The sequence below is a fragment of the Mesorhizobium sp. M1142 genome, from assembly GCF_040318565.1.
GTDB lineage: Bacteria > Pseudomonadota > Alphaproteobacteria > Rhizobiales > Rhizobiaceae > Mesorhizobium.
In genome coordinates this window covers 118,693-142,303 of the sequence record NZ_JAMYMK010000002.1, presented here as the reverse complement: position 1 = coordinate 142,303, position 23,611 = coordinate 118,693, and the positions used below count along the sequence as shown (strand labels likewise).

Here is a 23,611-nt window from a genome sequence, read left to right as displayed (position 1 = left end):
CGCATTTGGCACAATGACGGTCTAGATTCGACCGGCGCGAGAGCATTACCTGCCCGCGCGTAGTTTGACTTTTGTCGAGAGCCGTGAATAATGTCAGCGAGGAGATGGCATGGCGATCCGACCGGCAGAACAGCTTATCCACAAGGCCGCGTGGCTTTACTACGCACACGGCTTGCGCCAGGATCAGGTGGCCAGCCAGCTCAAGATTTCGCGTGCCTCGGTGGCGATGTATCTGCGCAAGGCGCGCGAGACCGGCATCGTCAACATCTCGACCTCGACCCAGCTTTTCACCGACGACGTCCTGGCGCGCGAGCTGGAAGACGCGCTGAAGCTCGACGCCGTCTGGATCGCGCCGGAAAACGGCTATGTCGCCGACCCGTCCACCGACATCGCGGTACTTGCGGCAAGCGTCTTTCTCGAGCTGGTCAGGAAGGGCGACCGCATCGGCGTCGCTTGGGGGCGGACCATCTACACCATCGCCGATATCATGTCCTATGCCGATCTGCAGGACGTCACCGTGGTGCAGCTCTGCGGCAATCTGGGCGCCCCCTATTCGTACCGGCCGGACCAATGCACCATGGAAATCGCGCGCCGGCTCAACGCCAAGGGACTGAATTTTTACGCGCCGCTGGTGCTGACGACGGAAGAACTGGCACGCGGCCTGCGCGCCGAGCCGGTGATCCGCGAGCAATTGTCGGGCATCGGTGACTGCAACCTGGCGCTATACTCGGTCGGCTCGGTGGACACCGACAGCCATCTGGTCAAATGCGGCGCGCTGACGCCAAGCGAAATGGCTACATTGCGCAAGGCGGGTGCGGCCGGCGTCATTGCCGGGCAAATCATCGACGCCCAGGGCCAGGCGCTCGACTGCAGCTACAACCGCCGGCTGATTTCGGCGGAGCTGTCATCGCTGCGCCAGATCGAAAAGCGCCTTGTGGTGGTGCAGGAGGAGAGCAAGTTCGAACCGCTCGTCGCGGCGATCGCCGGCGGGCTCTGCACCCATCTCGTCGTCGGCGCGCGCATGGCACGACGGCTGCTCGACCATGCCGGAGCGGCAGCAGAAAAGGTAGCCTGATAGCCGCCGGTGCGTTGTCATCAAGGCGTCGCGGCATTCCTGTTCACAACAAAGAGAAATCGGACGAAGCTGACATGAAGAACCTATGGAATGACGGCGAGGCGGAGAAGCTGGTCGCCGACTATGCAAAGAAGGGTGTGGCCCGCGACCTGGCGTTGCGCGTCTACACGACCAGGCTGCTGGGCGGCGAGCCGCGGCTCGTCCTACATGGCGGCGGCAACACCTCGTGCAAGACCAAGGCCACCGATCTTGTCGGTGACGAGTGGGACGTGCTCTGCGTCAAGGGCAGCGGCTGGGACATGGGCGTCATCGAGCCGCAGGGGCTGCCGGCGGTCAAGCTCGGCGCGCTGTTGAAGGCGCGGTCGCTGAAGAAGCTCTCCGACGAGGACATGGTCGCGCTGCAGCGGGCGAACCTCATCGATCCGTCCTCGCCAAATCCATCGGTCGAGACGCTGCTGCACGCCTTTCTGCCGCACAAATTCGTCGACCACACGCATTCGACCGCAATCCTCGCCATCGTCGACCAGGAGGACAGCGAGGCGCTGAGCCGCAAGGTGTTCGGCGAAAAGATGGGCTTTGTGCCTTACATCATGCCGGGCTTCGATTTGGCGAAGGCGGCCGCCGATGTTTTCGACGCCGATCCGATGGTCGAAGGCCTGATCCTCGACAAGCATGGGATTTTCACCTTCGGCGACGATGCCAAACAGGCCTATGACCGGATGATCCATTACGTGAACGTCGCCGAGGATTTCATCGCCAGCCACGGCAAGCCGCGCACCGAAAAGCTGGCACTGCCAGCCGGGCTGGCCAAGCCCGCGGAGATTGCTCCGATGCTGCGCGGCGCGGTGGCGGTGGCGCGCGGTGAAGGCCGCTTCGACCGCATGATCAGCGATTTCCGCACCTCGGATGCGATCGTGGATTTCATCAATTCGGCAAAAATTGCCGACTATGCCGGGCGCGGCGTGTCGACACCCGACCTGTCGATCCGCATCAAGACCGGACCGATGGCACTGCCGGCGCCCGACGCTGACAAGGTAGGCGACTACAAATCCGTCATCCGCCAGCATGTCGAGAAATTCGCCAAGGACTATCGCGCCTATTTCGAAACCAATGATGCGCTCGACGACGTGAAGCGCACCATGCTCGATCCGATGCCGCGGCTGACGCTGGTGCCCGGCCTCGGCATGTTCGGCCACGGCCGCACGCTCAAGGACGCGAAGATCGCCTCCGACGTCGGCGAAATGTGGATCGAGGCGGTGCGCGGCGCCGAAGCCGTCGGTGACTTCCGCCCGCTCTCTAAAGCCGACCTGTTCCCGCTCGAATACTGGTCGCTGGAACAGGCCAAACTCGCCTCCAACAAGCCGAAGCCGCTGACCGGCCAGGTGATGCTGGTCACTGGCGGCGCCGGCGCGATCGGTGCTGCCACGGCAAAGCTGTTCGCCGACAACGGTGCCCATGTCGTCGTCGTCGATCTCGATGCGTCAAGGGCTGCCGAGGCGGCAAAAAAAGCCGGCAACAATTCGATCGGCATTGGCGCCGACATCACCGATCCGGCGCAGATGCGCGCTGCGTTCGACAAGGCGGTCGACGTCTACGGCGGCCTCGACATTCTCGTCTCGAATGCCGGTGCCGCCTGGGAGGGCCGGATCGGCGAGCTCGACGACGCCACCTTGCGCAGGAGTTTCGAACTCAATTTCTTCGCCCACCAGTCGGCGGCGCAGAATGCCGTGCGCATCATGCTCGAACAGGGCACCGGCGGCGTGCTGTTGTTCAATACCTCCAAGCAGGCGGTCAATCCGGGGCCGAAGTTCGGCGCTTACGGCATTCCCAAGGCGGCAACGCTGTTTTTGTCCAGGCAATATGCCCTCGACTACGGCGCGCATGGCATCCGCTCCAATGCCGTCAACGCCGACCGCATCCGTTCGGGGCTGTTGACCGATGCCATGATCGCCAGCCGCTCGGGCGCACGCGGCGTGTCGGAGAAGGAGTACATGTCCGGCAACCTGCTCGGGCAGGAAGTGACGGCCGAAGACGTCGCCCAGGCCTTTCTGCATCAAGCGCTGGCCGAGCGGACAACCGCCGATGTGACGACGGTCGATGGCGGCAACATCGCGGCGGCATTGAGGTAGGCGGAACCGGCCGAGACAGGCACGCAACTCGGAATTTTGCGACACGGCCATGGAAGACATTCTCGAACGGCTGCTACAGCAGGCCTCGGATGTCTTCCCAAGCCTTGCTGCCCAGCTTTCGATCGGTCTCGTCATTGCCTCCGTGTGCGTGCAATGCGGAGCGTGGTGTGTTCTCGCCTGGCAAGAGAATGCGGTGTCCCGCGTCCGGCGACGAAATGAGATGAATGACCTTACCTGCTTCGCCGCACCGCCTAACAATATCTCGGGCGAACGATAGGGAAGGCCACAGCGCATCGTCGCCGCCGGCGACGAGCAGAATCTCGGCCGATGCGGTCTCAACAGGGATGGTCGCCGCATTCGCTTCCCGCTTGAGCGTTTTCAAACAACTTTCGAAAAGCCCCCTGTAGGACACCTGGCCATCGACGTACTCTGGTGTCCAATCTGGATCTGTCGGCACAAACGGCAGCGCGATGCCGTCGAGCGACCATGAGGATCGTTCAGGCCAGCTGACACCATCGCGGCCCGCACCGATATTTCCCCAAACTACGGATGACGGGCTAATCGCGACCACCGCATCAATTCGCTGGTCATGGACCGCGGCAAGCAATGACGCCTCGGCACCCTTAGACGTGTCCACATAGACGATACGACGGCATCCTGTTTCAATGAGATAATCGGTTGCCGCAAAGACATATTCCGGGAACCTGGCCTTCACCGCCAAACCACTGCAGCGCCAAGGCCGACGTACCCGCATTTGCAAAGAGCCGCGCGCGCCCAACATCAACACGGCCACTCGATCCACCCAACACCACAACGCCCGTGGTGGCCGTCAAGCATCGAAAACATGTTCCGGCGACAGCGCCGGTAAGACTTTCCTCTACCGCCCGCACCTCCATGTACCCGTCAATCCTGGATTTCGGTTGTCCAATCGGCCCGCAAAGCCGGTGGCTGCGACAATTGAATTCGGTGGTCCGGCACGCCAGACATCTTCGACAAAAAGGCCGCCTGCAACAAGCTGCGGCAGACGGCTATTGTTTTGCTCGTGCCGAAAGTCACTTCGCGTTCGGGTTCGGCATCCAGGCCGGCATCGCGACATCGGCATGGGCGAATTGCGGCAGCTTGGCCGAGAGGTCCTCCATGTTCTTGATGTCCTTGTCGATCAGATCCTTCTGGGTGATCAGCGTCGGCGGCACGATGACGTTGTGGCCCGGGTCTTCGCCGGCCAAGAGTTGCGCCAGCGCACGCACCGAGACCTGGCCGACGACGGCCGGGTTGGTGGCGGCGGTTGCCGCCCAGGCGCTGTCCGGCTCGCGCATCGCGGCGATGTCCGAGGTAGAGATGTCGGCCGAATAGATCTTGATGTCCTTGTTCAACCCGGCCTCGTCGACGGCGATCTTCACGCCTTTGGCGAATTCGTCATAGGGCGCGAACATCACCTTGATGTCGGGATGAGCCGACAACACCGAGCGAGCCTGGTTGGCGACCGAATTGGCGATCGGATTGTCGAGCGTGCCGAACATGGCGACTTCGTTGATGCCCGAATATTTCTTCTTGAATTCGACCCAGGTCTCGTTGCGGCGGTCGAGCGGCGCGATGCCGGCGACATAGACATAGCCGGCCTTCCAGCTCTCGCCATTGTCTTTGACCGCCTGTTCGAGTGCGAGGCGCGCGAGGTCGCGGTCGGATTGCTCGATCTGCGGGATCTTGGGGTTTTCGACATTGACGTCGAAGGCGACGACCTTGATGCCGGCATCGACCGCGCGCTGGGCGGCGTCCTTCATCGATTCCGTCAGTCCGTGCTGGATGATGATGCCCTGGACGCCGAGCGCGATGGCCTGGTCGACCATGTCGGCCTGAAGCGCTGCGTCCTGGCGACTGTCGAGCACGCGCAGGTCGACGCCGAGCGCCTTGGCCTGCGCCTCGACGCCGGACAAATACGCCTGGAAGAAGTCGCCGGTCGAGAGATAGCGGACCAGCGCTATCTTGACGGCGCCCGGTTTGTCGAACGGCGCTGGCCGATCCTGCGCCATCGCTGGCAACTGCATCAGCAATGTTGCGCCGGCAAGCCCGAGCGCTGCCTTCCCCAAAAGTCTTCTTGTGATGTTCACGTCGCTTCCTCCACTTGTTGAACCCAAAATGTAACCGGTCGAAACCTATCTCCTGCCCCTGCCGGACAGGGCGAAGGTGAAGACAAGGGCGACCACGAGAACCACGCCCTTGACGAAATCCTGCGTGTAGTAAGGCGCGTTCATCATCGTCAGGCCCTGCAGCAGCACGCCGACAAACACCGCGCCGACAGCCGTGCCGAAGGCGTTCGGCTTGGCGGCGCCGAGAACCGCGTAACCGATGAGTGCCGCAGCCACCGCGTCGAGCAACAGATTATTACCCGAGGCGATGTCGCCACGTCCAAGCCGGGCGGCGAGCAAAATGCCGCCGATCGAGGCAAAAACCCCAGAAATAACGTAGGCCCAGATTTTGTATGCCTTGACAGGCGCGCCGGCGAGTTCGGCAGCGCGTTCGTTGCTGCCGACCGCATACATCATGCGCCCGAAACGCGTGTATTCTAGAAAGAACCAGATCAGTACGGCCAGCACGAGCAGGACGACGACCGACACCGGGATGAGGTTCGGGATGAAGAAGTCGAAGCGATGGCGGCCAAGCGCCAGGAACGCGGCGCCGAAGCTGCCGTTGGCGACCGAGCCGTCGGGCATGGTCATGCCGGTGGCGATCGAACGGCCCTCGGTAGGTATGCGCTGCAGGCCGATAAGCAGGAACATCATGCCGAGCGTCGCCAAAAGGTCCGGCACCCGCATATAGACGATCAGCCAGCCATTGATGAGGCCGACGACGGCGCCGATCACAAGACAGACGACGACCGCCACGACGGCGTTCTGTTCCAGCACCACCATGACATAGGCAGCCGCCATCATGGCGCTGGTGGCGACCGAGCCGATCGACAGGTCGAAGCCGCCGACGACCAGCGTGGCGGTGACGCCGAGCGCCAGAACGCCGGTGATGGCGACCGACTGGAAGATGAAGACGGCGCTTTGCGGCGAGACGAAACCATCGGCGGCGACGGCGAAATAGGCGATCAGCCCGAACAACAGAACGATGAAGCCGTAGCGAATAGCATGGTCGCGCAGGATCATTCAGCGCTCCCGCACGCTGGCACCGTCTTTATCCGACCCGAATTCATGCCCTCTCCATTCCAATTCTCATCGTCTTCCCGCTGTCAGGCTGCACTGTGCAACGGCCCGCCCGCCACTTCGGCCAGCAGACGCTCGAGATCGACATCGGTATTGCGGTGCTCGCCGACGATCGTCTGCTCCGACATCACCAGGATGCGATCGGCTGTCTCCAGGGCTTCGTCGAGTTCGGTGACGAACAGCAGCGTCGCGCGGCCGTGGGCGCTCGCCCGCAGCTTTGCGGCGATATCGCGTCTGGCCGAGATGTCCACACCTTGAAACGGCTCGTCGAGGATGAAAAGCCTTGCCGCCTGCGACATCCAGCGGGCGACCATCACCTTCTGCTGATTGCCACCGGAAAGCGACGCCATCTCGTCCCTCTCGGAGCGGCAGACGATGCCCAACTCCTGGATCTGCTGGCGGGCAACAGCGCGTTCGATACCGCGTTTGAGAACACCGAGACGCGACATGCGACTGTGGAACGGCAGGCTGATGTTTTCCTGGATGTTGAAGTCGCCGACGATGCCGTTTTCGCCCCGGTCCTTGGCGACGAGAAACACGCCGGCGGCAATCGCTTCGCCGGTCGACGCCGGCGCATAGGGTTTCCCGTTCAGCACCATGGTCCCGGACAGCGGCTTGCGCAAACCGAACAGCGTCTCGGCGAGTGCGGTCTTGCCGACGCCGACGAGGCCGGTGATGGCGACGACCTCGCCGTCGCCGAGGGTCAGCCAAATCGGCCTGGCGCCTTCAGCAATCCGCAACGCATCGGCAGTGAAAATTGCTTTGGCCGAATTCCTGGCGACGATCCGCTCGAGCTGGATCTTACGGCCGAGCATGGCGTTGACCGCACCTTCGTAATCCAGCGGCTTCTTGTCGAAGATACCTGAGATAACCCCATCGCGCATTGAAATGATGCGATCGGCAAGCCGTCTGATATCCGACATACGGTGCGAGATGTAGAGGATCGCCACGCCTTGCCGGCGGAGCCGGTCGAGCAATGCGAACAGCCGGTCGGCTTCGGCGCTGGACAGCGAGGAGGTCGGCTCGTCGAGGATCAGCACTTTCGGCCGGTGCGCCATGGCGCGGGCGATCGCCACCATCTGGCGATCGGCCAGAGAGAGATCGCTGATCCGGGCCTTGAGGTCGATGGCCAGTCCCATACGGTCGGCCACCGCCTTTGCCTCGCGACGCACTCGGCCCGGATTGAACAGCGTCGGCACGCCGCTGCCGCTCAGCCTGTCGAGGGTAAGGTTGGTTGCGACGTCGAGGTCGGCGACGACGCCGTCATTGATGTTCTGGTGGACAGTAACGACGCCGGCGCGGATCGCCTCCGCCGGCGTTTTCGGGTCGAACTCATGCCCGGCAAGCGACATCGAGCCGCCGCCATGGTCGTAAACGCCGCTGATGATCTTGACGAGGGTGGATTTGCCGGCGCCGTTGGCGCCCATCAGCACGGTCACTTCGCCGGCATGCAATTCGAGCGAGACGCCGCCAAGCACCTCGATATGGCCAAAGGATTTCCTCAGGCCGTCGACGCGGAACACGGCATCATTGCCCATTCGTTCCTCCCTGACCGTGACGCTATGGGCTATATCGGCAATTGTCAACACGATTGACAATTGCCAGAAGGCTTCCTAGCTTGGCCCGGCCGCCATGGCTCCGCTATCATCGGAGCACATAAGCGGGAGGTGAGGATGACTGGGAAATCGCCGTTCGAAGCACTGTCGGTCGAGACACTGGCGGGCCGTCTCGGTGCCAACGAGGCCCTGTGTTCGCAGATCGGCAAGGATACGAGCCAGTGGAAGGTTCGTGAAGTCGGCGACGGCAATCTGAACCTTGTGTTCATCGTCGAAGGTGCTGAGGGTGCGGCCGTCGTCAAGCAGGCCCTGCCCTACGTCCGGCTGGTCGGCGACAGCTGGCCGCTGCCGTTAAAACGCTCCTTTTTCGAATACCATGCGCTGACGCGGCAACAGGCACGGGCGCCGGGTTCGGTGCCTGAGATCTACCACTTCGATGAAGGCCAGGCGCTGATCATCATGGAGTACCTGTCGCCGCACATCATCCTGCGGCGGGCACTGATCGAAGGCCGGCAATTGCCGAACATCGCGAAAGACATCGGCTTGTTCATGGCCCGCACGTTGTTTCGCGGCTCCGACCTGCATATGGCGACCAAGGATCGCAAGGCCGATCTGGCGCTGTTCGCCGACAATGTCGAACTCTGCGACATCACCGAGAACCTGGTTTTCTCGGATCCGTATTTCGATGCCAAGATGAACCGGCACACCAGCCCGCAGCTCGACGGCATTGTCGCCGAGCTGCGCGCCGACCGCGACCTCAAGGTCGAGGCGCAGCACATGAAGCACATCTTCGCTGCCAATGCCGAGACGCTGCTGCATGGCGACCTGCATTCCGGCTCGATCATGGTCACCGACACCGAAACGCGGATGATCGATCCCGAATTCGCCTTCTACGGCCCGATCGCCTTCGACGTCGGCATGCTGCTCGCCAATTTCTGGATGGCGTTCTTCTCGCAGCGCGGCCATGAACAGGGCGGAAGCCGCGATGCCATGCGCGACTATCTGCTCGGCGTTACGGTCGAGACATGGTCGGTATTCCGCGTCGAGTTCTCGCATCTGTGGCGAACCGAGCGTACCGGCATGCTCTACCACAAGAGTCTGTTCGAGGATCAGGGCGACAGGCTTGGCGCCGAGCAGGCGCTAGACCACATGCTGCAGTCGATCTGGACCGATCTGCTCGGCTTTGCCGGCGTCGAGGTTCACCGGCGCATTCTCGGCCTTGCCCATAATGCCGATTTCGAGACCATTGCCGATCCTGATCTGCGCGCCAGATGTGAGGCAAAGGCGCTGAAATTCGGCCGTCACCTCGCCGTCAACCGGCGCCAGATCCACAGCATCGACGAGGTCAACCGGTTGGCCGCGCTGATCGAACGGGAGAGCAGGATTTGAACGTCGGCGACCGCCACTACCGCACCATCTGGCCGAGTGACGACGGGCGTTCGGTGGAGATCATCGACCAGCGCTGGCTGCCGCATGAGTTCCGCATCGAAAAGATCGATACCGTCGCCGGCATCGCCACGGCAATCCGCGACATGTGGGTGCGCGGGGCGCCGCTGATCGGCGTCACCGCGGCCTATGGCGTCGCCATGCAGATGGCCGACGACCCGTCGGATGCAGCACTCGACGCCGTCTGGGCAACCTTGCACGAAACGCGCCCGACGGCGATCAATTTGCGCTGGGCGCTGAACGAAATGCAGCGCTTCCTGCTGACGCTTCCCCTGGCAGAACGTGCCGCGGCTGCGTATCGGCGTGCCGGCGAGATCGCCGACGAGGATGTCGGCCTCAACCGCGCCATCGGCGCCCATGGGCTCGAAATCATCAAGGCGATCGCGGCGCGCAAGCAGCCGGGCGAACCAGTCAACATCCTAACCCACTGCAATGCCGGCTGGCTGGCCACCGTCGACTACGGCACCGCCACCGCGCCGATCTATCTGGCGACGGAAGCCGGCATTCCAGTCCATGTCTATGTCGATGAAACGCGACCCCGCAACCAGGGTGCCCAATTGACCGCCTGGGAGATGGCCGGCCACGGCGTGCCGCATACGCTCATTGTCGACAACGCCGGCGGCCATCTGATGCAGCGTGGCCAGATCGACATGGTCGTCGTCGGCACCGACAGGACCACCGCCGACGGCGATGTGTGCAACAAGATCGGTACCTATCTCAAGGCACTGGCCGCCGCCGACAACGACGTGCCGTTCTATGTCGCGCTGCCGTCGCCGACGATCGACTGGACCGTGGGCGACGGGCTGGCCGAAATCCCGATCGAACAGCGCTCGCCCGACGAGGTCTCGCTGGTCTGGGGCAAGACCGCTTCCGGCGAGATCGCCCAGGTCCGCGTGTCGCCGGAAGCCACGCCGGCGGCCAATCCGGCCTTCGACGTGACGCCGGCGCGGCTGGTCACCGGTTTGATCACCGAACGCGGTGTCGCTACGGCCTCGCGCGAAGGCCTGAAGACGATGTTTCCCGAGCGCGGATGATCCGCCGTCGGCGCCGCGATTGACAGCGTCATCCTGCCCTCCCATACATCTGCCGTCAATGTTCTCAGGGCGGGGTGAAAGTTCCCACCGGCGGTGAAGGGTTTCGGCCCAAGCCCGCGAGCGCCTTCCAGATGATCGGAAGGGTCAGCAGATCCGGTGTGATTCCGGAGCCGACGGTCAAAGTCCGGATGGAAGAGAACGAATGGAAGACGGTCCGCTTTCGCGGTTCGGATTCCGTATCGTGCGTCCTGATTCTGGTTCGAAACGGAAGGATGGACCCATGAATCAGCATTCCCGGAAAAACTATGAAACGATCCGCGTTGCCGTCATTCGGGCGCGCTGGCACGCCGACATCGTCGACCAATGCGTTGAAGCGTTCGAGGCGGAACTGGCGGTTCTCGGGGAGAAACGCTTTGCCGTCGATGTCTTCGACGTGCCGGGTGCCTATGAGATTCCCCTGCATGCAAAGACCTTGGCCCAGACCGGTCGCTATGCGGCGATCCTCGGCGCGGCGTTTGTCATCAATGGCGGCATCTACCGCCATGAATTCGTGGCGGGCGCTGTCATCGACGGCATGATGAACGTGCAATTGTCGACTGGCGTGCCCGTGCTTTCGGCGGTGCTGACGCCGCACAACTACCATGACAGCGCGGACCATCACCGCTTCTTCTTCGAGCATTTCAAGGTCAAGGGCAAAGAGGCGGCCAGTGCCTGCGTGCAACTGCTGGCGGCACGCGAACGCATCGCGGCATGAAATCTCCGTCGCGGGTGGAAATCCCGGTAAGGCGCTGTAGTATCTCACGAAAACCAGGGAGGATGCTGGTGCAGACCAAGAAGATCATCAATGACGGTAACCGCTCCGTCGACGAGATGCTGGAGGGCATCCTGGCTGCGCATCCGCGCCATCTCAGAAGTGCGGAGGGAAGTCCGCGCTCCATCATCGCCCGCGACGGCCCACGCCCCGACAAGGTCGGTCTCGTCATCGGTGGCGGCTCGGGCCACGAGCCGACCTTCCTCGGCTTCGTCGGCAAGGGGCTGGCCGACGCCGCCGCAATCGGCAATGTCTTCGCCTCGCCGCCGCCGGACCCGATCCTCGAATGCGCCAAGGCGGCCAGCGGCGGCGCCGGCGTGCTGTTCATGTACGGCAACTATGCTGGCGACGTGATGAACTTCGACATGGCCGCAGAGATGGCGGCGATGGACGACATCGAAGTGCGCACCGTGCTGACCACCGACGACGTCGCCTCGGCGCCACGCGACCAGAGGCAGAAGCGGCGCGGCGTCGCCGGCAATTTCTTCATTTTCAAGGCCGCCGGTGCCGCATGCGACCAGATGCTGTCATTCGATGAATGCGAGCGTATCGCCAGGAAGGCCAACGATCACACCTTCACCATGGGCGTGGCGCTGTCGCCCTGCTCGCTGCCGCAGACCCGCCGGCCCAATTTCGAGATCGGCCCGGACGAGATGGAGATCGGCATGGGCATTCATGGCGAACCAGGCATCGCGCGTGGAAAGTTGAAAACCGCCGACGAGATCACCGACGAGATGCTGGACAAGATGCTCGACGAGATGGCACCGGCGCGCGGCGATAAGGTCGCCGTGCTCGTCAATTCACTCGGCTCAACGCCGTTGATGGAGCTTTACATCATGAATCGGCGCGTCAAGCAGAGGCTCGACGACATCGGCGTTTCCGTCCACGCGACCTGGGTCGGCAATTATTGCACGTCGCTCGAAATGGCCGGCGCCTCGGTGACGCTGATGCATCTCGATGGCGAATTGCAGGAGATGCTCGACCATCCCTGCGACTGCGCCATGTTCCGCGCCGGCTGAGAGAGCATCATGACATCCACCGATACGGCCAAATTGAAAAAAATGTTCGATGCGATCGCCGCAGCGATCGACGCCGACAAGGACAGGCTCTGCCGGCTCGACGGCGTCATAGGCGACGCCGACCATGGCATCGCCATGGCACTAGGCTTCGGCGCTGTGCGCGACGCGCTGGACCAGATCGATGCGTCGACCGAGCCGACGGCATTGCTCAACACCGCGGCAAAGTCGTTTCTCAACGCAGTCGGCGCCTCGTCGGGCCCGCTCTATGCGACCGCCTTCATGCGCGGTGCCGCCGCCGTCAAAGGCAAGGCAATTCTGGAGGACGCTGACGTCATCGCCATGTTCCGGGCGATGGCACAAGGCATCCAGGATCGCGGCAAGGCCGAGCTCGGCGAAAAGACCATGGTCGACGCATGGCTGCCGGCAGCGCGGGCAGCGGGTGTCGCACAGGAAGCCGGCAAGAGCCTGTCCGAGAGCCTGGATGCGGCACTTGCCGCGGCCGAAAGCGGCGCCGAGGCGACCAAGGACATGATCGCCACCAAGGGCCGCTCTTCGCGTCTCGGCGAGCGCTCGCTCGGCCACGTCGATCCTGGCGCCGCGTCGGCCGTGACGATCGTCAGGGCGATGCGGAACAGTCTGGCTTAGCCCCGCTTCGCCGCGTCGAGCCTGTCGATGGCCTGGACATTGCCGGCCGATGGTCCCTTCTCATCGAATTCCGATGCGAGCCAGGCGTCGACGATCGACTTGGCCAGTTCCGGGCCGATGACGCGCGCGCCCATGGTGATGATCTGGGCGTTGTTGGATTTCGCCGCGCGCTCGGCCGAATAGGTGTCGTGGGTGAGTGCGGCGCGAATGCCGGGGACCTTGTTGGCGGAAATGGATACGCCGATGCCGGTGCCGCAAAACAGGATGCCGCGATCGTTCTCGCCGTCCAGGATGGTCTGGGCGAGCTTCTGCGACAGGTCGGCATAGTAGCCCGCCTGGCTGAGATCGTTGACCGTGAGGCCGGGCTTGGTGGCAAGGTGAGCGGCAATGACGTCGAGCAGCGGCTTGCCGGCGCTGTCGGCTCCAATGGCTATTTTCATGTTCGGTTTCCTTCCTGGTCGATGCTTCAGATCGCCGCCGAGGCGCGTTTGAGGATGTCGATATAGCCTTCCGCCTGCCAGGCGGAACGGCCGATGAACAAGCCGTCTATATTGGGCTGGCCGACCAATTCGGCGGCATTTTGCGGATTGACGCTGCCGCCATAAAGCACCGGCGGCACCACGGGCAGCAGGTCGCGGGCGATTTTCTTGATCAGCGCCTGCTGCTTGTCGGCATAAGCAGAACTTGCCGGCACGCCCTTGTCGCCGATCGCCCAGACCGGCTCATAGGCGAACAGGATCGTCGCCGCCTTCGCCGCCCCTTCGAGAAACTGCAGTGCGCCGTGCACCTGCAGGGCCAGTACCGCAGCGGCCTGCCCGCTGTTGCGTTGAGCCAAGGTCTCGCCGACGCAGATGAGTGGCACGAGACCGTGCTTCACCGCCGCTGCAGTCTTCAGCCCGACAGCCTTGTCGGTCTCGCCGAAATGCTCGCGCCGTTCGCTGTGGCCCAACTCTACCATATCAAGTTCGCAGTCTTTCAGCATTACCGGCGAGATCTCGCCGGTCCAGGCACCGGCGTCGGCCCAATGCATGTTCTGCGCGCCAACCTTGATGCGTGTCGGCGACAGCGCTTTCTTGACCTCGCGGACCGCCGTGAAGGGCGGGATGACGAAAGGCTGAATGCGCTCGTCGAAACCGGGGACGAACTTCGCCAGCGCCTCGGCGAAGGCCATCGCCTCGGCGAGCGTCTTGTTCATTTTCCAGCTGGTGCCAACCCAATAAACCATACGCGCCCTCCTACTCTGCGATCACGGTCAGCGAAACGCCAGCGCCATCCAGCGCGGCGCGCATCTGCGGCTGCGGCTCGCGGCCGGTGAAGACCATGTCGAAGGCCTTAAGATCGGTCAGGAAGTGCAAGGCGGTGCGGCCAAACTTGCCGTGATCGGCCAGCAGATATTTGCGCGCTGCTGCAGCCATCATCAGCCGTTTGGTCTGGACCACTTCCTGATCTTGGTGAAAGGCTGAGGCACCATGGATGGCCGATGAAGACAGGAAGGCGACATCTGCGCGCAAAGATTTCAGCGTGTCTTCGGCGAGCAGGCCGAAGAAGCCGTGGAACTTCTTGCTGTATTGGCCGCCAAGCGCAATCAGGTTGATGCCGGCAACGCCCGCCAAATCCTGGATGACAGCCAGGTTGTTCGAGATCACCGTCAGCGGACGCAGATCGGCAAGGTGCCGAGCAACGCCGCCCGCAGTCGAGCCGTCGTCGATAATCACCGTCTGGCCCGGCTCGATCATCCTCACGGCGGCGACGGCGATGCGCTTTTTCTCGTCGCCAGCCAATCTCTGGCGGTAACGGAAATCGCTCTCGAAAAGGCTGCTCGGCTGGATCGAGGCGCCGCCGCGCACCTTGCGCAGAAAACCGCTTTCCTCGAGCTCGTCGAGGTCGCGGTGGACGGTCATCTTCGACACGCCGAAACGTGAGGCAAGATCGTCGACACTGGCGGTGCCGATGTCCATCAGAAAATCCATGATGCCTTGCCGACGGCCGTCGCTCTTCATTTCCGCGGTTTCCTCGTACACCCCGCGTCCGAGATATAACAGCAAACGTCGCACAAGCCACCAAATTTTTTGTGATAATGTTATATCTCTATGGGATATCATGACGCTTCTGGTCGCGTGCTGTAACAAGAATTGCTGCCGGCCGAGCGCCCAGCGGTTGCGGTGCCGCGGAAATCCGGCCAGAAGCATCAGGGGCTCGACGACAACCGAACAGCCCGCAAACACTGGCCCGAAACCGGATACGGGAGACTACTGAGTGGCTCGCATCACACTGAGACAATTGCTCGACCATGCCGCCGAATACGGCTATGGCGTGCCTGCCTTCAACATGAACAATATGGAACAGGGTCTCGCCATCATGGAGGCAGCCGAGGAGACCAAATCGCCGGTTATCCTGCAGGCGAGCCGCGGCGCGCGAGCCTACGCCAACGATGTGGTGTTGGCCAAGCTGATCGACGCGCTGGTCGAAATCCATCCCGATATCCCGGTCTGCATGCATCTCGACCATGGCAACAACGAAGCCACTTGCGTCACTGCGATCCAGCACGGCTTCACTTCGGTGATGATGGACGGATCGCTGAAGGAAGACGGCAAGACGCCGGCCGACTACGCCTATAATTCCGGCATCACCCGCCGCGTCGTCGACATGGCGCATTGGGGCGGCGTCTCGGTGGAAGGCGAGATCGGCGTTCTCGGATCGCTGGAGATGGGTGGCGGCGAGCAGGAGGACGGCCATGGCGTCGAGGGCGTCATCAGCCACGACCAACTGCTGACCGATCCCGTGCAGGCCGAACAATTCGTGCGCGACACCCGTGTCGATGCGCTGGCCGTCGCCATGGGCACCAGCCACGGCGCCTACAAGTTCAGCCGCAAGCCGGACGGCGCTGTGCTCGCCATGAACGTCATCGAGGAAATTCACCGCCGCCTGCCGAACATGCATCTCGTCATGCACGGCTCGTCCTCGGTGCCGGAAGAGCTGCAGGAGATCATCAACAAATATGGCGGCCAGATGAAGCCGACATGGGGGGTGCCGGTCGAGGAGATCCAGCGCGGCATCAAGCACGGCGTGCGCAAGATCAACATCGATACCGACAACCGCATGGCGCTGACCGGCGCCATTCGCAAGGTGCTGACCGAGAACCCGAGCGAATTCGACCCGCGCAAATATCTGACGCCGGCGATGGCCGCCATGCGAAAGCTCTGCAAGGAGCGTTTCGAGCAATTCGGCACCGCCGGCAACGCACCGAAGATCAAGCCGCTGCCGCTATCGGAAATGGCCAGGCGCTATAAATCCGGCAGCCTCGACCCTAAATTCGGCTGATGTGTTCTGGATGAGCAGGGGCCGCATCGGCTCCTGCTCATCCATCATGCTCGCGGCAAAAGATCGGCCCTGCCGGCCTCGATGAAGGGCGCCCAATAGCCGACCGACTCGCGGATCATGGCGATGACCTGGTGGTCGACGGGCTCGCGCTCGCGGAACGACAATTCGAGGCAGATCTCGTTGTCGACGCCGCCGCCACGGCGAATCGTCTCCAGCAGCTTTTCCGGTGTGATGCGGCCGTCCTTGTTGTGGGCGGCAATGAACGGCCAATGGCCACCCTTGTTCATCGACGACTGCTTGACGTGGATGATCGGCGATTGCTTTGGAAAGGCTTCGGCCCAGGCATAAGGGTCGATGTCGTCCGGATTGCTCGACGTCACGTCGCCATGGTCGATGTCGACCATCATCTTGAGCGGGATCGCCATGCCGGCGGCATCGATCTCGCGCTGCAGCGTCCGGCAGCTCTCGATCGTATGGCCGAACTCGCGGCCGACCGACATCGGCTCCCAGAACAGGTAGATCAAGCCGGCGGCCTGGGCATGCTCGGCAACCTCACGCCAGCACGCCAGCGCGATGTCGAAAAGCCGCGCGCGACGTTCAGGATCGTCGTAATCCCGATGGGTGAAGATCGCGAACTGCGTACCCATGCCGCCGGCGCCGAGCTCGGCCGAAATTTCGGCAAAGGTCTTGAACCAGTCGACGTAGTAGCGTCGCACGTCGGCATCGGGATGGCCGAAATGATTGAGCCGGCCGTAAGGGCCGGTCATCGCCGAGGTCACGCGCACCCCGGTGCGGTTGAGAGCGGAGCGGAACAGGCGGGTGAATTTAGCGATCGTTGCCGCCGGCCAGCCGGGATTGATGAACTCATGCGTGAGCTGCACGTCGCGGATGCCGATGTCGTAGGCGATCGTATCGATCAGGTCGTCCGGTTCGGCAAAACGGTTGACCAGCGGATTGGTGTTGAGGGACAGCGTAAAGGCCATCAGCCGGCCTTCGCCAGCCGATTCGAACACCAGTCCTCGAACGCTTCTCTTTCCGCGCTGGACAGATGCAGGCCGTGCTTGGTGCGTCGTTCGAGAATATCGGCCGCGGTCTCGGCCCATTCGTGCTCGAGCAGGTAGTTAGCTTCGCGCTCGAAAAAATCCTTGCCGAAGCGCCGGCCCAGTTCGGCGAGCGAACCGGCCGCGCCGACCAGATCACGCGTCCTTGTGCCATAGAGCCGGCCATAATGCTTGACCAGGGAGGCGGGCATCCAAGGATATTCGTGGCCGAGGTCACCGAGGAACTGCTCGAAATCGGCATTGGCGATATCGCCGCCCGGCAGATGCCCTTTCGAGGTCCACGGCTTGCCCATCTTCGGAAAGAACGGGGCGATGCGGTCCAGCGCGTGCTCGGCCAATTTGCGGAAGGTGGTGATCTTGCCGCCGAAGACGGAAAGCAGCGGCGCCTGCCCTGCCGAAGCGTCGAGTTCGAAAATATAATCGCGGGTCACCGCACTCGGATTGTCGGCATTGTCGTCATAGAGCGGCCTGACGCCGGAAAACGAATGAACGACGTCGCCGCGCGCAAGCTGGCGCTTGAAGTAGCGGTTGACCACCTTGATCAGATAATCGATCTCGCCGGCATCCGCGGTCACGTCTTCCGGCCGCCCGTCATAGGGGATGTCGGTGGTGCCGATCAGCGCCAGATCGTTCTGGTAGGGATTGATGAAGATCACGCGCTTGTCGCTGTTTTGGACGAGATAGGCCTGTCGCCCTTCCCAGAATTTTGGCACGACAATGTGGCTGCCCTTGACCAGGCGCACGTTCCGCTTGGAGTTCTGGCCGGCCACGCGGTTGACGATGTCGTTGACCCAGGGACCGCCGGCGTTGATCAGCGCCCGTGCCCGGACTGTGGTCCTGACGCCGGTTCGACCGTCGCGCATCTCCACCGACCACAGGCCGCTTTCGCGACGGGCGGCAATGCAGGCGGTTCGGGTGAATATCCTGGCCCCACGCTCCGCGGCGTCGAGCGCGTTGATGACGACCAGGCGGGCGTCGTCGACCCAGCAGTCGGAATATTCGAAGCCGCGCTTGAAGGCGTCCTTGATCGGCGCGCCTTCGGGTGCGGTGCGCAGGTCGAGCGTGCGGGTGGCCGGCAGCCGCTTGCGGCCGCCAAGATGATCGTAGAGGAACAGGCCGAGCCGGACCAGCCAAGCCGGCCTGTCATCGGGGCTGTGCGGCAGCACGAAGCGCATAGGCCAGATGATGTGCGGCGCGGATTCGAGCAGCACCTCGCGCTCGATCAGCGCCTCCCGCACCAGGCGGAACTCGTAATATTCGAGATAGCGCAAACCGCCATGAACGAGCTTTCCCGATCGCGAACTGGTGCCCTCGGCGAGATCGTCTTTTTCGCAAAGAATGACCGACAGGCCCCGGCCCGCCGCATCGCGCGCGATTCCGGCGCCATTGACGCCACCGCCGATGACGAAGAGGTCGACGATTTCGGTTTCACCGTTCATCTCGCTCTATGCCCTGTCGTCAGCATGGATTGACCGGAGGCAGACCGGCGATGAAGCGGCGCACTTCCTCGGCCGCCTGCTCGGCCGCATAAGTCACCGTGCGCACCGACGCGCCGGCGATATGCGGCGTCAGTGTCACGTTCGGCAGCTGCAGCAAGGGCCAGTCGGCAGGCACCGGCTCGACGGCGAACGTCTCCAACATGGCACTGCCGATCTGTCCCGAGACGAGCGCCTCGTAGAGTGCATCGTAGTCGACCAGCGGTCCCCGCGCTGTATTGACGAAGATTACGCCTGGCTTCATCCGGGCAATGGCGTCCTTGCCGATGAGACCGCGCGTCTCTTCGGTGACCCGGGAATGCAGCGTGACCACATCGGAGCGCGACAGCAGATCGTCCAGCGCTACCAGCTCGACGCCGGCATTGCGGTCCTCGACGCTCAACTGCACATAGGGATCGCAGACCAGGATGCGACAGCCGAAAGCACGCAGCAGCCGAACCAGCCTGGTGCCGATATTGCCATAGCCGATGACGCCCACGGTCATTTCGTTGAGCTCGCGGCCGGTGCGGTCGGCGCGGTAGAGATCGCCGCGCCACTCGGCCTTGCGCAAGGCTTCGTGGCCGACGCGGATCAGCCGCGTTTCAGCGAGAATGGCGCCGATGGTGAACTCGGCCACGGCGCTGGCGTTGCGGCCGGGCACATTGACAACGGTAATGCCATGGGCCTTGGCGGCCGCCATGTCGATGTTGATCGGCCCGCCGCGCGATACCGCAACCAGCTCGAGCGTGGGCAGGCGCTGCATCATGCTTTCAGAGAGCGGCGCAAGCTGGGTGACGAAGATTTCGGCGTCGCCGATGAAGTCCACCACCTCGTCGGGATCGCCGAAATACTCCTTGACCTTGCCCAGACCAAGCGCGGCATTGCCGAATTGCATCGGCTCGTCGGGCCAAGCGGTCTCAATGCTGCGGATGTCGAGGTTGTCGCCGCAGGCCGCCTCGATTTTCTCGCGAAACACTTCCGGAAGCATGAAGCGGTCGCCGATGATCGCAATTTTCTTGGGCATGCTCTTCTCAATTCAAGTCGGTTTGCCTGGACGCGGCCATCGAACGCCAGACCGGCCGCAGCGCCTCATGCGCCAATGTGTAGGACGGAGCCATCGCCTCATAGGCACCGGCAAGTTTCCGGTCGCTGGGCTCGGCCGCACGGAGCAAAGGAGTGACCCATTCACTGACGCAATCGTCCATCGATGCGTACTGGCCGACGCAGACCGCAGCAATCATTGCGGCGCCCGCAGCACCGGCCTCCTCGCGCTCGCTGGTGCGAATGTCGGCGCCGACCGCAGCACCCAGGATCTTGCGCAGAGCCGGGCTCCTGGCCGCTCCGCCGGTCAGGCGGATTTCCTTGGGCAGTGGCCCCATGGCGGCGTAGCAATCGCGTGCCGCGAAAGCCAGCCCCTCGAACACCGCGCGGACCATGTCGGCATAGCCGTGCCTGGACGAAATGCCGATGAAGCCGGCCCTGGCATTGGCATCGACGAACGGGCCGCGCTCGCCGGCCTCCGAGACATAGGGCTGGTAGAGCAGCGAGCCTGGCTCGGACGACGATATCCACTGGTCGACCAGCGCGATCATCTCGCCATTGGTCCGCGTAATACCTTGCGAGGCGAGAATGCCGGAGGCGAGGCCAAGGACCCAGTCGATATTGAGCGTTGCCGCCATGTTCGACTGCATCTGCGCAAAGACGCCGGGTGCCGGCATCGTCATCGTGTAGCCGGTTGCAGCCTCGTTGAGCAGAACCTCGTCCGGCGTTTCGGCAAGCCGCATATGCATTCCGGTGGAGCCGATGATCGAGCATCCCGGCTTGCGTTCGCGATCGAACAGGCCGGCGCCGAGCGCCGTGCAGGCGACATCGACATAGGCCAGAACGACCGGTGTGCCGGCGAGCAGGCCAGTCGCATCGGCTGCTGCCACCGACAGCGAGGTGCTTTGCCTGGTGCCATCGACGATGGGCGGCAACAGATGCCGGAGATCGGTGACGCCGAGTACCTCGAGCACATCATCGCAATAGCCGCGCGTGCGGAAGTCGCCGAAGGTGAAGGTGCCCTCGGACGGGTCGGTGGCGCGATGGCCGGTCAACTTGAAATAGAGCCAGTCCTTGCAGTGGAACGCCGTCGCTGCATTGGCAAGCATCGCGGGCATGTGGCGCTTCATGAACACGAACTGCGATCCCTGCTGGCAGGCAGCGAGTCCGCTGCCGGTCTTTTCGAAGCGCAGCCGGTCCTCCGGCCGCGCGCGGATCTCCTCGACGACCGCGGCAGCGCGCGCGTCGAGCCACAGCCAGCCCTTGGCAACCGGCTCGCCATCCTTGTCGATCAGCCAGGTACCGTCGCCCTGCCCGGTCACGGCGATGGCAATGGTCCGGCTGGCGAGATCCGGCACCTTGTCGGCAAGCTCGCGCAAGGTCGTCGCGGTATCGGCCCAGGTGCGTGTCAGGTCCTGCTCGGCGCCGCCGCCCGGCAGTGTCTCGTATTTATTGGGCAGCGCGGCGGACGCGATCTGCCTGCCCGCCGTGTCAAAGGCGACGGATTTTATGACAGACGTGCCGGCGTCGATGCCGATCAGCACATCCTGCATCAAGCAAGCTCCGTGCCGTGCGAAATGGCATTGCCGCTCGCCTGATCGAAGACGTGAAGGTTTTTCGGATCGATGCTGATCTTGATCGGCGCGCCAAGCTCCAAGCGGGTTCGGTCATGTTCGACCAGGACCAGCGAACCGCCGGCGAAATCGGCGGCGATATGGGTCTGGTCGCCGAGCCATTGATTGGCCGAAACCGTCGCCGGCACACCATCCTTCGAGCGGCGGACCGCATAGGGCCTGACGCCGATAACGACGCGCTGCCGGTTGAGCAATTCGTCGCGAACCGGGCCGCTGAACGCATCCTTGTCGTAGTCGAGCGAAAGCCCGTCGGGCAGCTTGAGACTGATCTTGCCGGCAGCCGTGCCGACATAGGCCTCGAAGACATTCATCGGCGGCTCGCCAACGAAGGTGCCGGTGAACAGGTTTGCCGGCCGCTCCTTGAGCCTGTCAGGCGTATCGAACTGCTGCAGCACGCCGCCCTCCATGACAGCGATGCGATCGGCCAGCGCATTGGCCTCGGTCTGGTCGTGGGTGACCAGAATCGCGGTCAGGCCACGCTCCTTGATGAAATGCTTGATGCGGCCGCGCAGCACGGCGCGAAGCTGCGGCTCGAGCTGGCCCATCGGCTCGTCCAGCAGATGCAGGTCGGCCTCGCGGATCAGCGCCCGGCCGAGGCTGGCGCGCTGCTGCTGGCCGCCGGAGATCGAGCTCGGATAGCGCTCGAGAATGTCCTCGATCTCGAGCAGCTTGGCGATGTTGGCAACCTTTGCATCGACCGCACTCTTCGCCAGCCTGGCGGCCTTGAGGGCGAAGGCCATGTTCTCGCGCACGGTCAGCGGCGGGTAGAGCGAATAGCCCTCGAAGGCCATTGCGACGTTGCGCCTGACCGGCGGCAACGTGTGCACCTTGCGGCCGGCAACCGAGATTGTGCCGCGCGAGACCTCTTCGAAGCCTGCGATCATGCGCAATGTCGAGGTCTTGCCGCAGCCGGATGAGCCGAGCAGTGCCACGATCTCGCCCTTGGCGATTTCCATCGTCAGGTTCTTGACGGCGTGCACGCCGCGGTCGATCGGACCGTAGAACTTGTCGACGCCCGAAATGGTGATTGCGCTCGGGCTCATGCCGCTTCTCCACTGCGCAAATTGACGACATTTTTCGAGCCGATGCGCTCGCCGCTTGCACGATCGAACAGCAGGGCGCTTTTGCTGTCGACAGCGATATGCGCCCTACCCTCGGATTGACCCGGTATCCCGGACGGACGCGAAACCAGGATTTCACGGCCGCGCACGGTGCGCACCAGGGTGACGATCTTCTCGTTGAGCGGCGTCTCGGCCTCGACCGTCACCGGGATGGCGCCGGACGTGCCTTCGTCAACAAAGGCCAGCGCCTCCGGCCGCAAGCCTATCACGCAGTCACGGCCGACCGCCGCCTCATGCGCGCCGGCCAGATGGACCTGGACATTGGACAGGCCGACATAGACGCCCTTGGCATCCCGGGACGGCTTGACGTCGAGCAGGTTGATGGTCGGGTCGCCGAACAGTCGGGCGATCTCGACGTTGGCCGGCTCGCGATAGATCTGTTCGGGCGTGCCGAGCTGTTTCACGACGCCTTGCGACATCACTGCGATGCGATCGCCAAGCGCCATCGCTTCCTTGTAGTCCTGGGTGACGTAGACAACGGTTGCGCCACGATCGGCGAGCAGCCTTGGCAGTTCGAGCCGCATTTCGAAGCGCAATTTGGCATCGACGTTGCGCAAGGGATCGTCGAGCAGCAGAAGCGGCGGCGAGCCGACCAGGGCGCGGGCAAGCGCGGTGCGCTGCTTCTGGCCGTTGGACAGCGCCCGCGGCTTGTGGCTGAGCACATGGCCGATCTTCAACAGCTTGCCGACGCTCTCGACGCCGGCCTTGATCGCGCCCTGCGACGAATGCTTCGCCTGCAGCGGCGTGGCGATGTTGTCGAACGCCGTCATATGCGGGAACAGCGCGAAGTTCTGGAACGCCATGCCGACGCCGCGGAACTCGGCGTCGACGTCGGTCATGTCCTCGCCGCCGATGAGGATCTTTCCCTCGTCGGGGTCGATGACGCCGGCGACCAGCCGCAATAGCACCGTCTTGCCGGCGCCGGACGGCCCGAACAGGACCAGCGTTTCGCCGTCGGCGACGGTCAGCGACAGATTGTCGAGAACGGTCTGGCTTTTGTAGCGCTTGACGATGTTTCGCAGTTCGAGGCTTGCCAT

Annotated in this window: 20 protein-coding genes, 1 pseudogene and 1 riboswitch; of the genes and pseudogenes, 8 read left to right on the top strand and 13 right to left on the bottom strand. The window is 63.2% G+C overall.

The genetic code is table 11. The features are described from left to right. Positions 1-109 precede the first annotated feature (109 nt). Both NKH42_RS04680 and NKH42_RS04675 read left to right on the top strand, forming a co-directional pair. The gene (locus NKH42_RS04680) at positions 110-1,075 is read left to right on the top strand and encodes a sugar-binding transcriptional regulator (RefSeq protein ID WP_352751119.1); all 966 of its coding nucleotides are present in this window, start codon (positions 110-112) and stop codon (positions 1,073-1,075) included. Between the two features lie 74 nt (positions 1,076-1,149). Further along, positions 1,150-3,204 (top strand): bifunctional aldolase/short-chain dehydrogenase, encoded by a 2,055-nt coding sequence (locus NKH42_RS04675; RefSeq protein ID WP_352505321.1) that lies wholly within the window; start codon positions 1,150-1,152, stop codon positions 3,202-3,204. 73 nt (positions 3,205-3,277) lie between these two features. Here the strand turns inward: NKH42_RS04675 and NKH42_RS04670 are convergent. The 4 genes and pseudogenes from NKH42_RS04670 to NKH42_RS04655 form a co-directional block, all read right to left on the bottom strand. Then, positions 3,278-4,100 (bottom strand): annotated as a pseudogene (locus NKH42_RS04670) (acyl-CoA thioester hydrolase/BAAT C-terminal domain-containing protein). A gap of 156 nt (positions 4,101-4,256) precedes the next feature. Further along, positions 4,257-5,312 carry a substrate-binding domain-containing protein gene (locus tag NKH42_RS04665; RefSeq protein ID WP_352505322.1) on the bottom strand — a complete coding sequence of 352 codons (1,056 nt, stop codon included), beginning with the start codon at positions 5,310-5,312 and terminating at the stop codon, positions 4,257-4,259. Positions 5,313-5,357: 45 nt separating this feature from the next. Then, positions 5,358-6,353 (bottom strand): ABC transporter permease, encoded by a 996-nt coding sequence (locus NKH42_RS04660; RefSeq protein ID WP_352505323.1) that lies wholly within the window; start codon positions 6,351-6,353, stop codon positions 5,358-5,360. A gap of 83 nt (positions 6,354-6,436) precedes the next feature. Then, positions 6,437-7,948 (bottom strand): sugar ABC transporter ATP-binding protein, encoded by a 1,512-nt coding sequence (locus tag NKH42_RS04655; protein WP_352505324.1) that lies wholly within the window; start codon positions 7,946-7,948, stop codon positions 6,437-6,439. 135 nt (positions 7,949-8,083) lie between these two features. Between NKH42_RS04655 and mtnK the strand changes: the two genes are divergently transcribed. The 5 genes from mtnK to dhaL all read left to right on the top strand — a co-directional run bounded on the left by mtnK (position 8,084) and on the right by dhaL (position 12,921). After that, positions 8,084-9,355 (top strand): S-methyl-5-thioribose kinase, encoded by a 1,272-nt coding sequence (gene mtnK / locus NKH42_RS04650; RefSeq protein ID WP_352505325.1) that lies wholly within the window; start codon positions 8,084-8,086, stop codon positions 9,353-9,355. Further along, positions 9,352-10,446 carry an S-methyl-5-thioribose-1-phosphate isomerase gene (gene mtnA / locus NKH42_RS04645; RefSeq protein ID WP_352505326.1) on the top strand — a complete coding sequence of 365 codons (1,095 nt, stop codon included), beginning with the start codon at positions 9,352-9,354 and terminating at the stop codon, positions 10,444-10,446. The genes mtnK and mtnA overlap by 4 nt, the downstream gene beginning before the upstream one ends. 56 nt (positions 10,447-10,502) lie before the next feature. Continuing rightward, a riboswitch (FMN riboswitch) is annotated at positions 10,503-10,650 on the top strand. Between the two features lie 76 nt (positions 10,651-10,726). Then, on the top strand, positions 10,727-11,200 hold the full coding sequence (locus NKH42_RS04640) for a 6,7-dimethyl-8-ribityllumazine synthase (RefSeq protein ID WP_352505327.1): 474 nt from the start codon (positions 10,727-10,729) through the stop codon (positions 11,198-11,200). A gap of 68 nt (positions 11,201-11,268) precedes the next feature. Continuing rightward, positions 11,269-12,276, top strand: a complete 1,008-nt coding sequence (locus NKH42_RS04635; RefSeq protein ID WP_352505328.1) for a dihydroxyacetone kinase subunit DhaK — start codon at positions 11,269-11,271, stop codon at positions 12,274-12,276. Positions 12,277-12,285: 9 nt separating this feature from the next. Continuing rightward, positions 12,286-12,921: a dihydroxyacetone kinase subunit DhaL gene (gene dhaL, locus NKH42_RS04630; protein ID WP_352505329.1), complete on the top strand. Its 636-nt coding sequence runs from the start codon at positions 12,286-12,288 to the stop codon at positions 12,919-12,921. Here the strand turns inward: dhaL and derI are convergent. The 3 genes from derI to NKH42_RS04615 are packed head-to-tail and all read right to left on the bottom strand — an operon-like array spanning position 12,918 to position 14,921. Continuing rightward, on the bottom strand, positions 12,918-13,361 hold the full coding sequence (derI, locus tag NKH42_RS04625) for a D-erythrulose-4-phosphate isomerase (protein WP_352505330.1): 444 nt from the start codon (positions 13,359-13,361) through the stop codon (positions 12,918-12,920). The genes dhaL and derI overlap by 4 nt on opposite strands. Positions 13,362-13,387: 26 nt before the next feature. Then, positions 13,388-14,146 (bottom strand): triose-phosphate isomerase, encoded by a 759-nt coding sequence (locus tag NKH42_RS04620; RefSeq protein ID WP_352505331.1) that lies wholly within the window; start codon positions 14,144-14,146, stop codon positions 13,388-13,390. Positions 14,147-14,156: 10 nt separating this feature from the next. Further along, on the bottom strand, positions 14,157-14,921 hold the full coding sequence (locus tag NKH42_RS04615; RefSeq protein ID WP_352505332.1) for a DeoR/GlpR family DNA-binding transcription regulator: 765 nt from the start codon (positions 14,919-14,921) through the stop codon (positions 14,157-14,159). 256 nt (positions 14,922-15,177) lie between these two features. On the opposite strand from NKH42_RS04615, the gene fba reads away from it, so the two are divergent. Further along, the gene (gene fba, locus NKH42_RS04610) at positions 15,178-16,242 is read left to right on the top strand and encodes a class II fructose-bisphosphate aldolase (RefSeq protein WP_254818718.1); all 1,065 of its coding nucleotides are present in this window, start codon (positions 15,178-15,180) and stop codon (positions 16,240-16,242) included. Between the two features lie 44 nt (positions 16,243-16,286). On the opposite strand, the gene NKH42_RS04605 is transcribed toward fba, so the two are convergent. Genes NKH42_RS04605 through NKH42_RS04580 form a run of 6 tightly spaced genes read right to left on the bottom strand, consistent with a single transcriptional unit; the run spans position 16,287 to position 23,611 of the window. Then, the gene (locus tag NKH42_RS04605) at positions 16,287-17,225 is read right to left on the bottom strand and encodes a sugar phosphate isomerase/epimerase family protein (protein WP_352505459.1); all 939 of its coding nucleotides are present in this window, start codon (positions 17,223-17,225) and stop codon (positions 16,287-16,289) included. After that, positions 17,225-18,742 carry a glycerol-3-phosphate dehydrogenase gene (locus NKH42_RS04600; protein WP_352505333.1) on the bottom strand — a complete coding sequence of 506 codons (1,518 nt, stop codon included), beginning with the start codon at positions 18,740-18,742 and terminating at the stop codon, positions 17,225-17,227. Before NKH42_RS04600 ends, NKH42_RS04605 begins: the two co-directional genes overlap by 1 nt. A 19-nt stretch (positions 18,743-18,761) precedes the next feature. After that, positions 18,762-19,802: a 2-hydroxyacid dehydrogenase gene (locus tag NKH42_RS04595; RefSeq protein ID WP_352505334.1), complete on the bottom strand. Its 1,041-nt coding sequence runs from the start codon at positions 19,800-19,802 to the stop codon at positions 18,762-18,764. Positions 19,803-19,809: 7 nt separating this feature from the next. Then, positions 19,810-21,372 carry an FGGY-family carbohydrate kinase gene (locus NKH42_RS04590; protein ID WP_352505335.1) on the bottom strand — a complete coding sequence of 521 codons (1,563 nt, stop codon included), beginning with the start codon at positions 21,370-21,372 and terminating at the stop codon, positions 19,810-19,812. Next, on the bottom strand, positions 21,372-22,496 hold the full coding sequence (locus NKH42_RS04585; protein ID WP_352505336.1) for an ABC transporter ATP-binding protein: 1,125 nt from the start codon (positions 22,494-22,496) through the stop codon (positions 21,372-21,374). Before NKH42_RS04585 ends, NKH42_RS04590 begins: the two co-directional genes overlap by 1 nt. After that, on the bottom strand, positions 22,493-23,611 hold the full coding sequence (locus NKH42_RS04580) for an ABC transporter ATP-binding protein (RefSeq protein ID WP_352476539.1): 1,119 nt from the start codon (positions 23,609-23,611) through the stop codon (positions 22,493-22,495). Before NKH42_RS04580 ends, NKH42_RS04585 begins: the two co-directional genes overlap by 4 nt.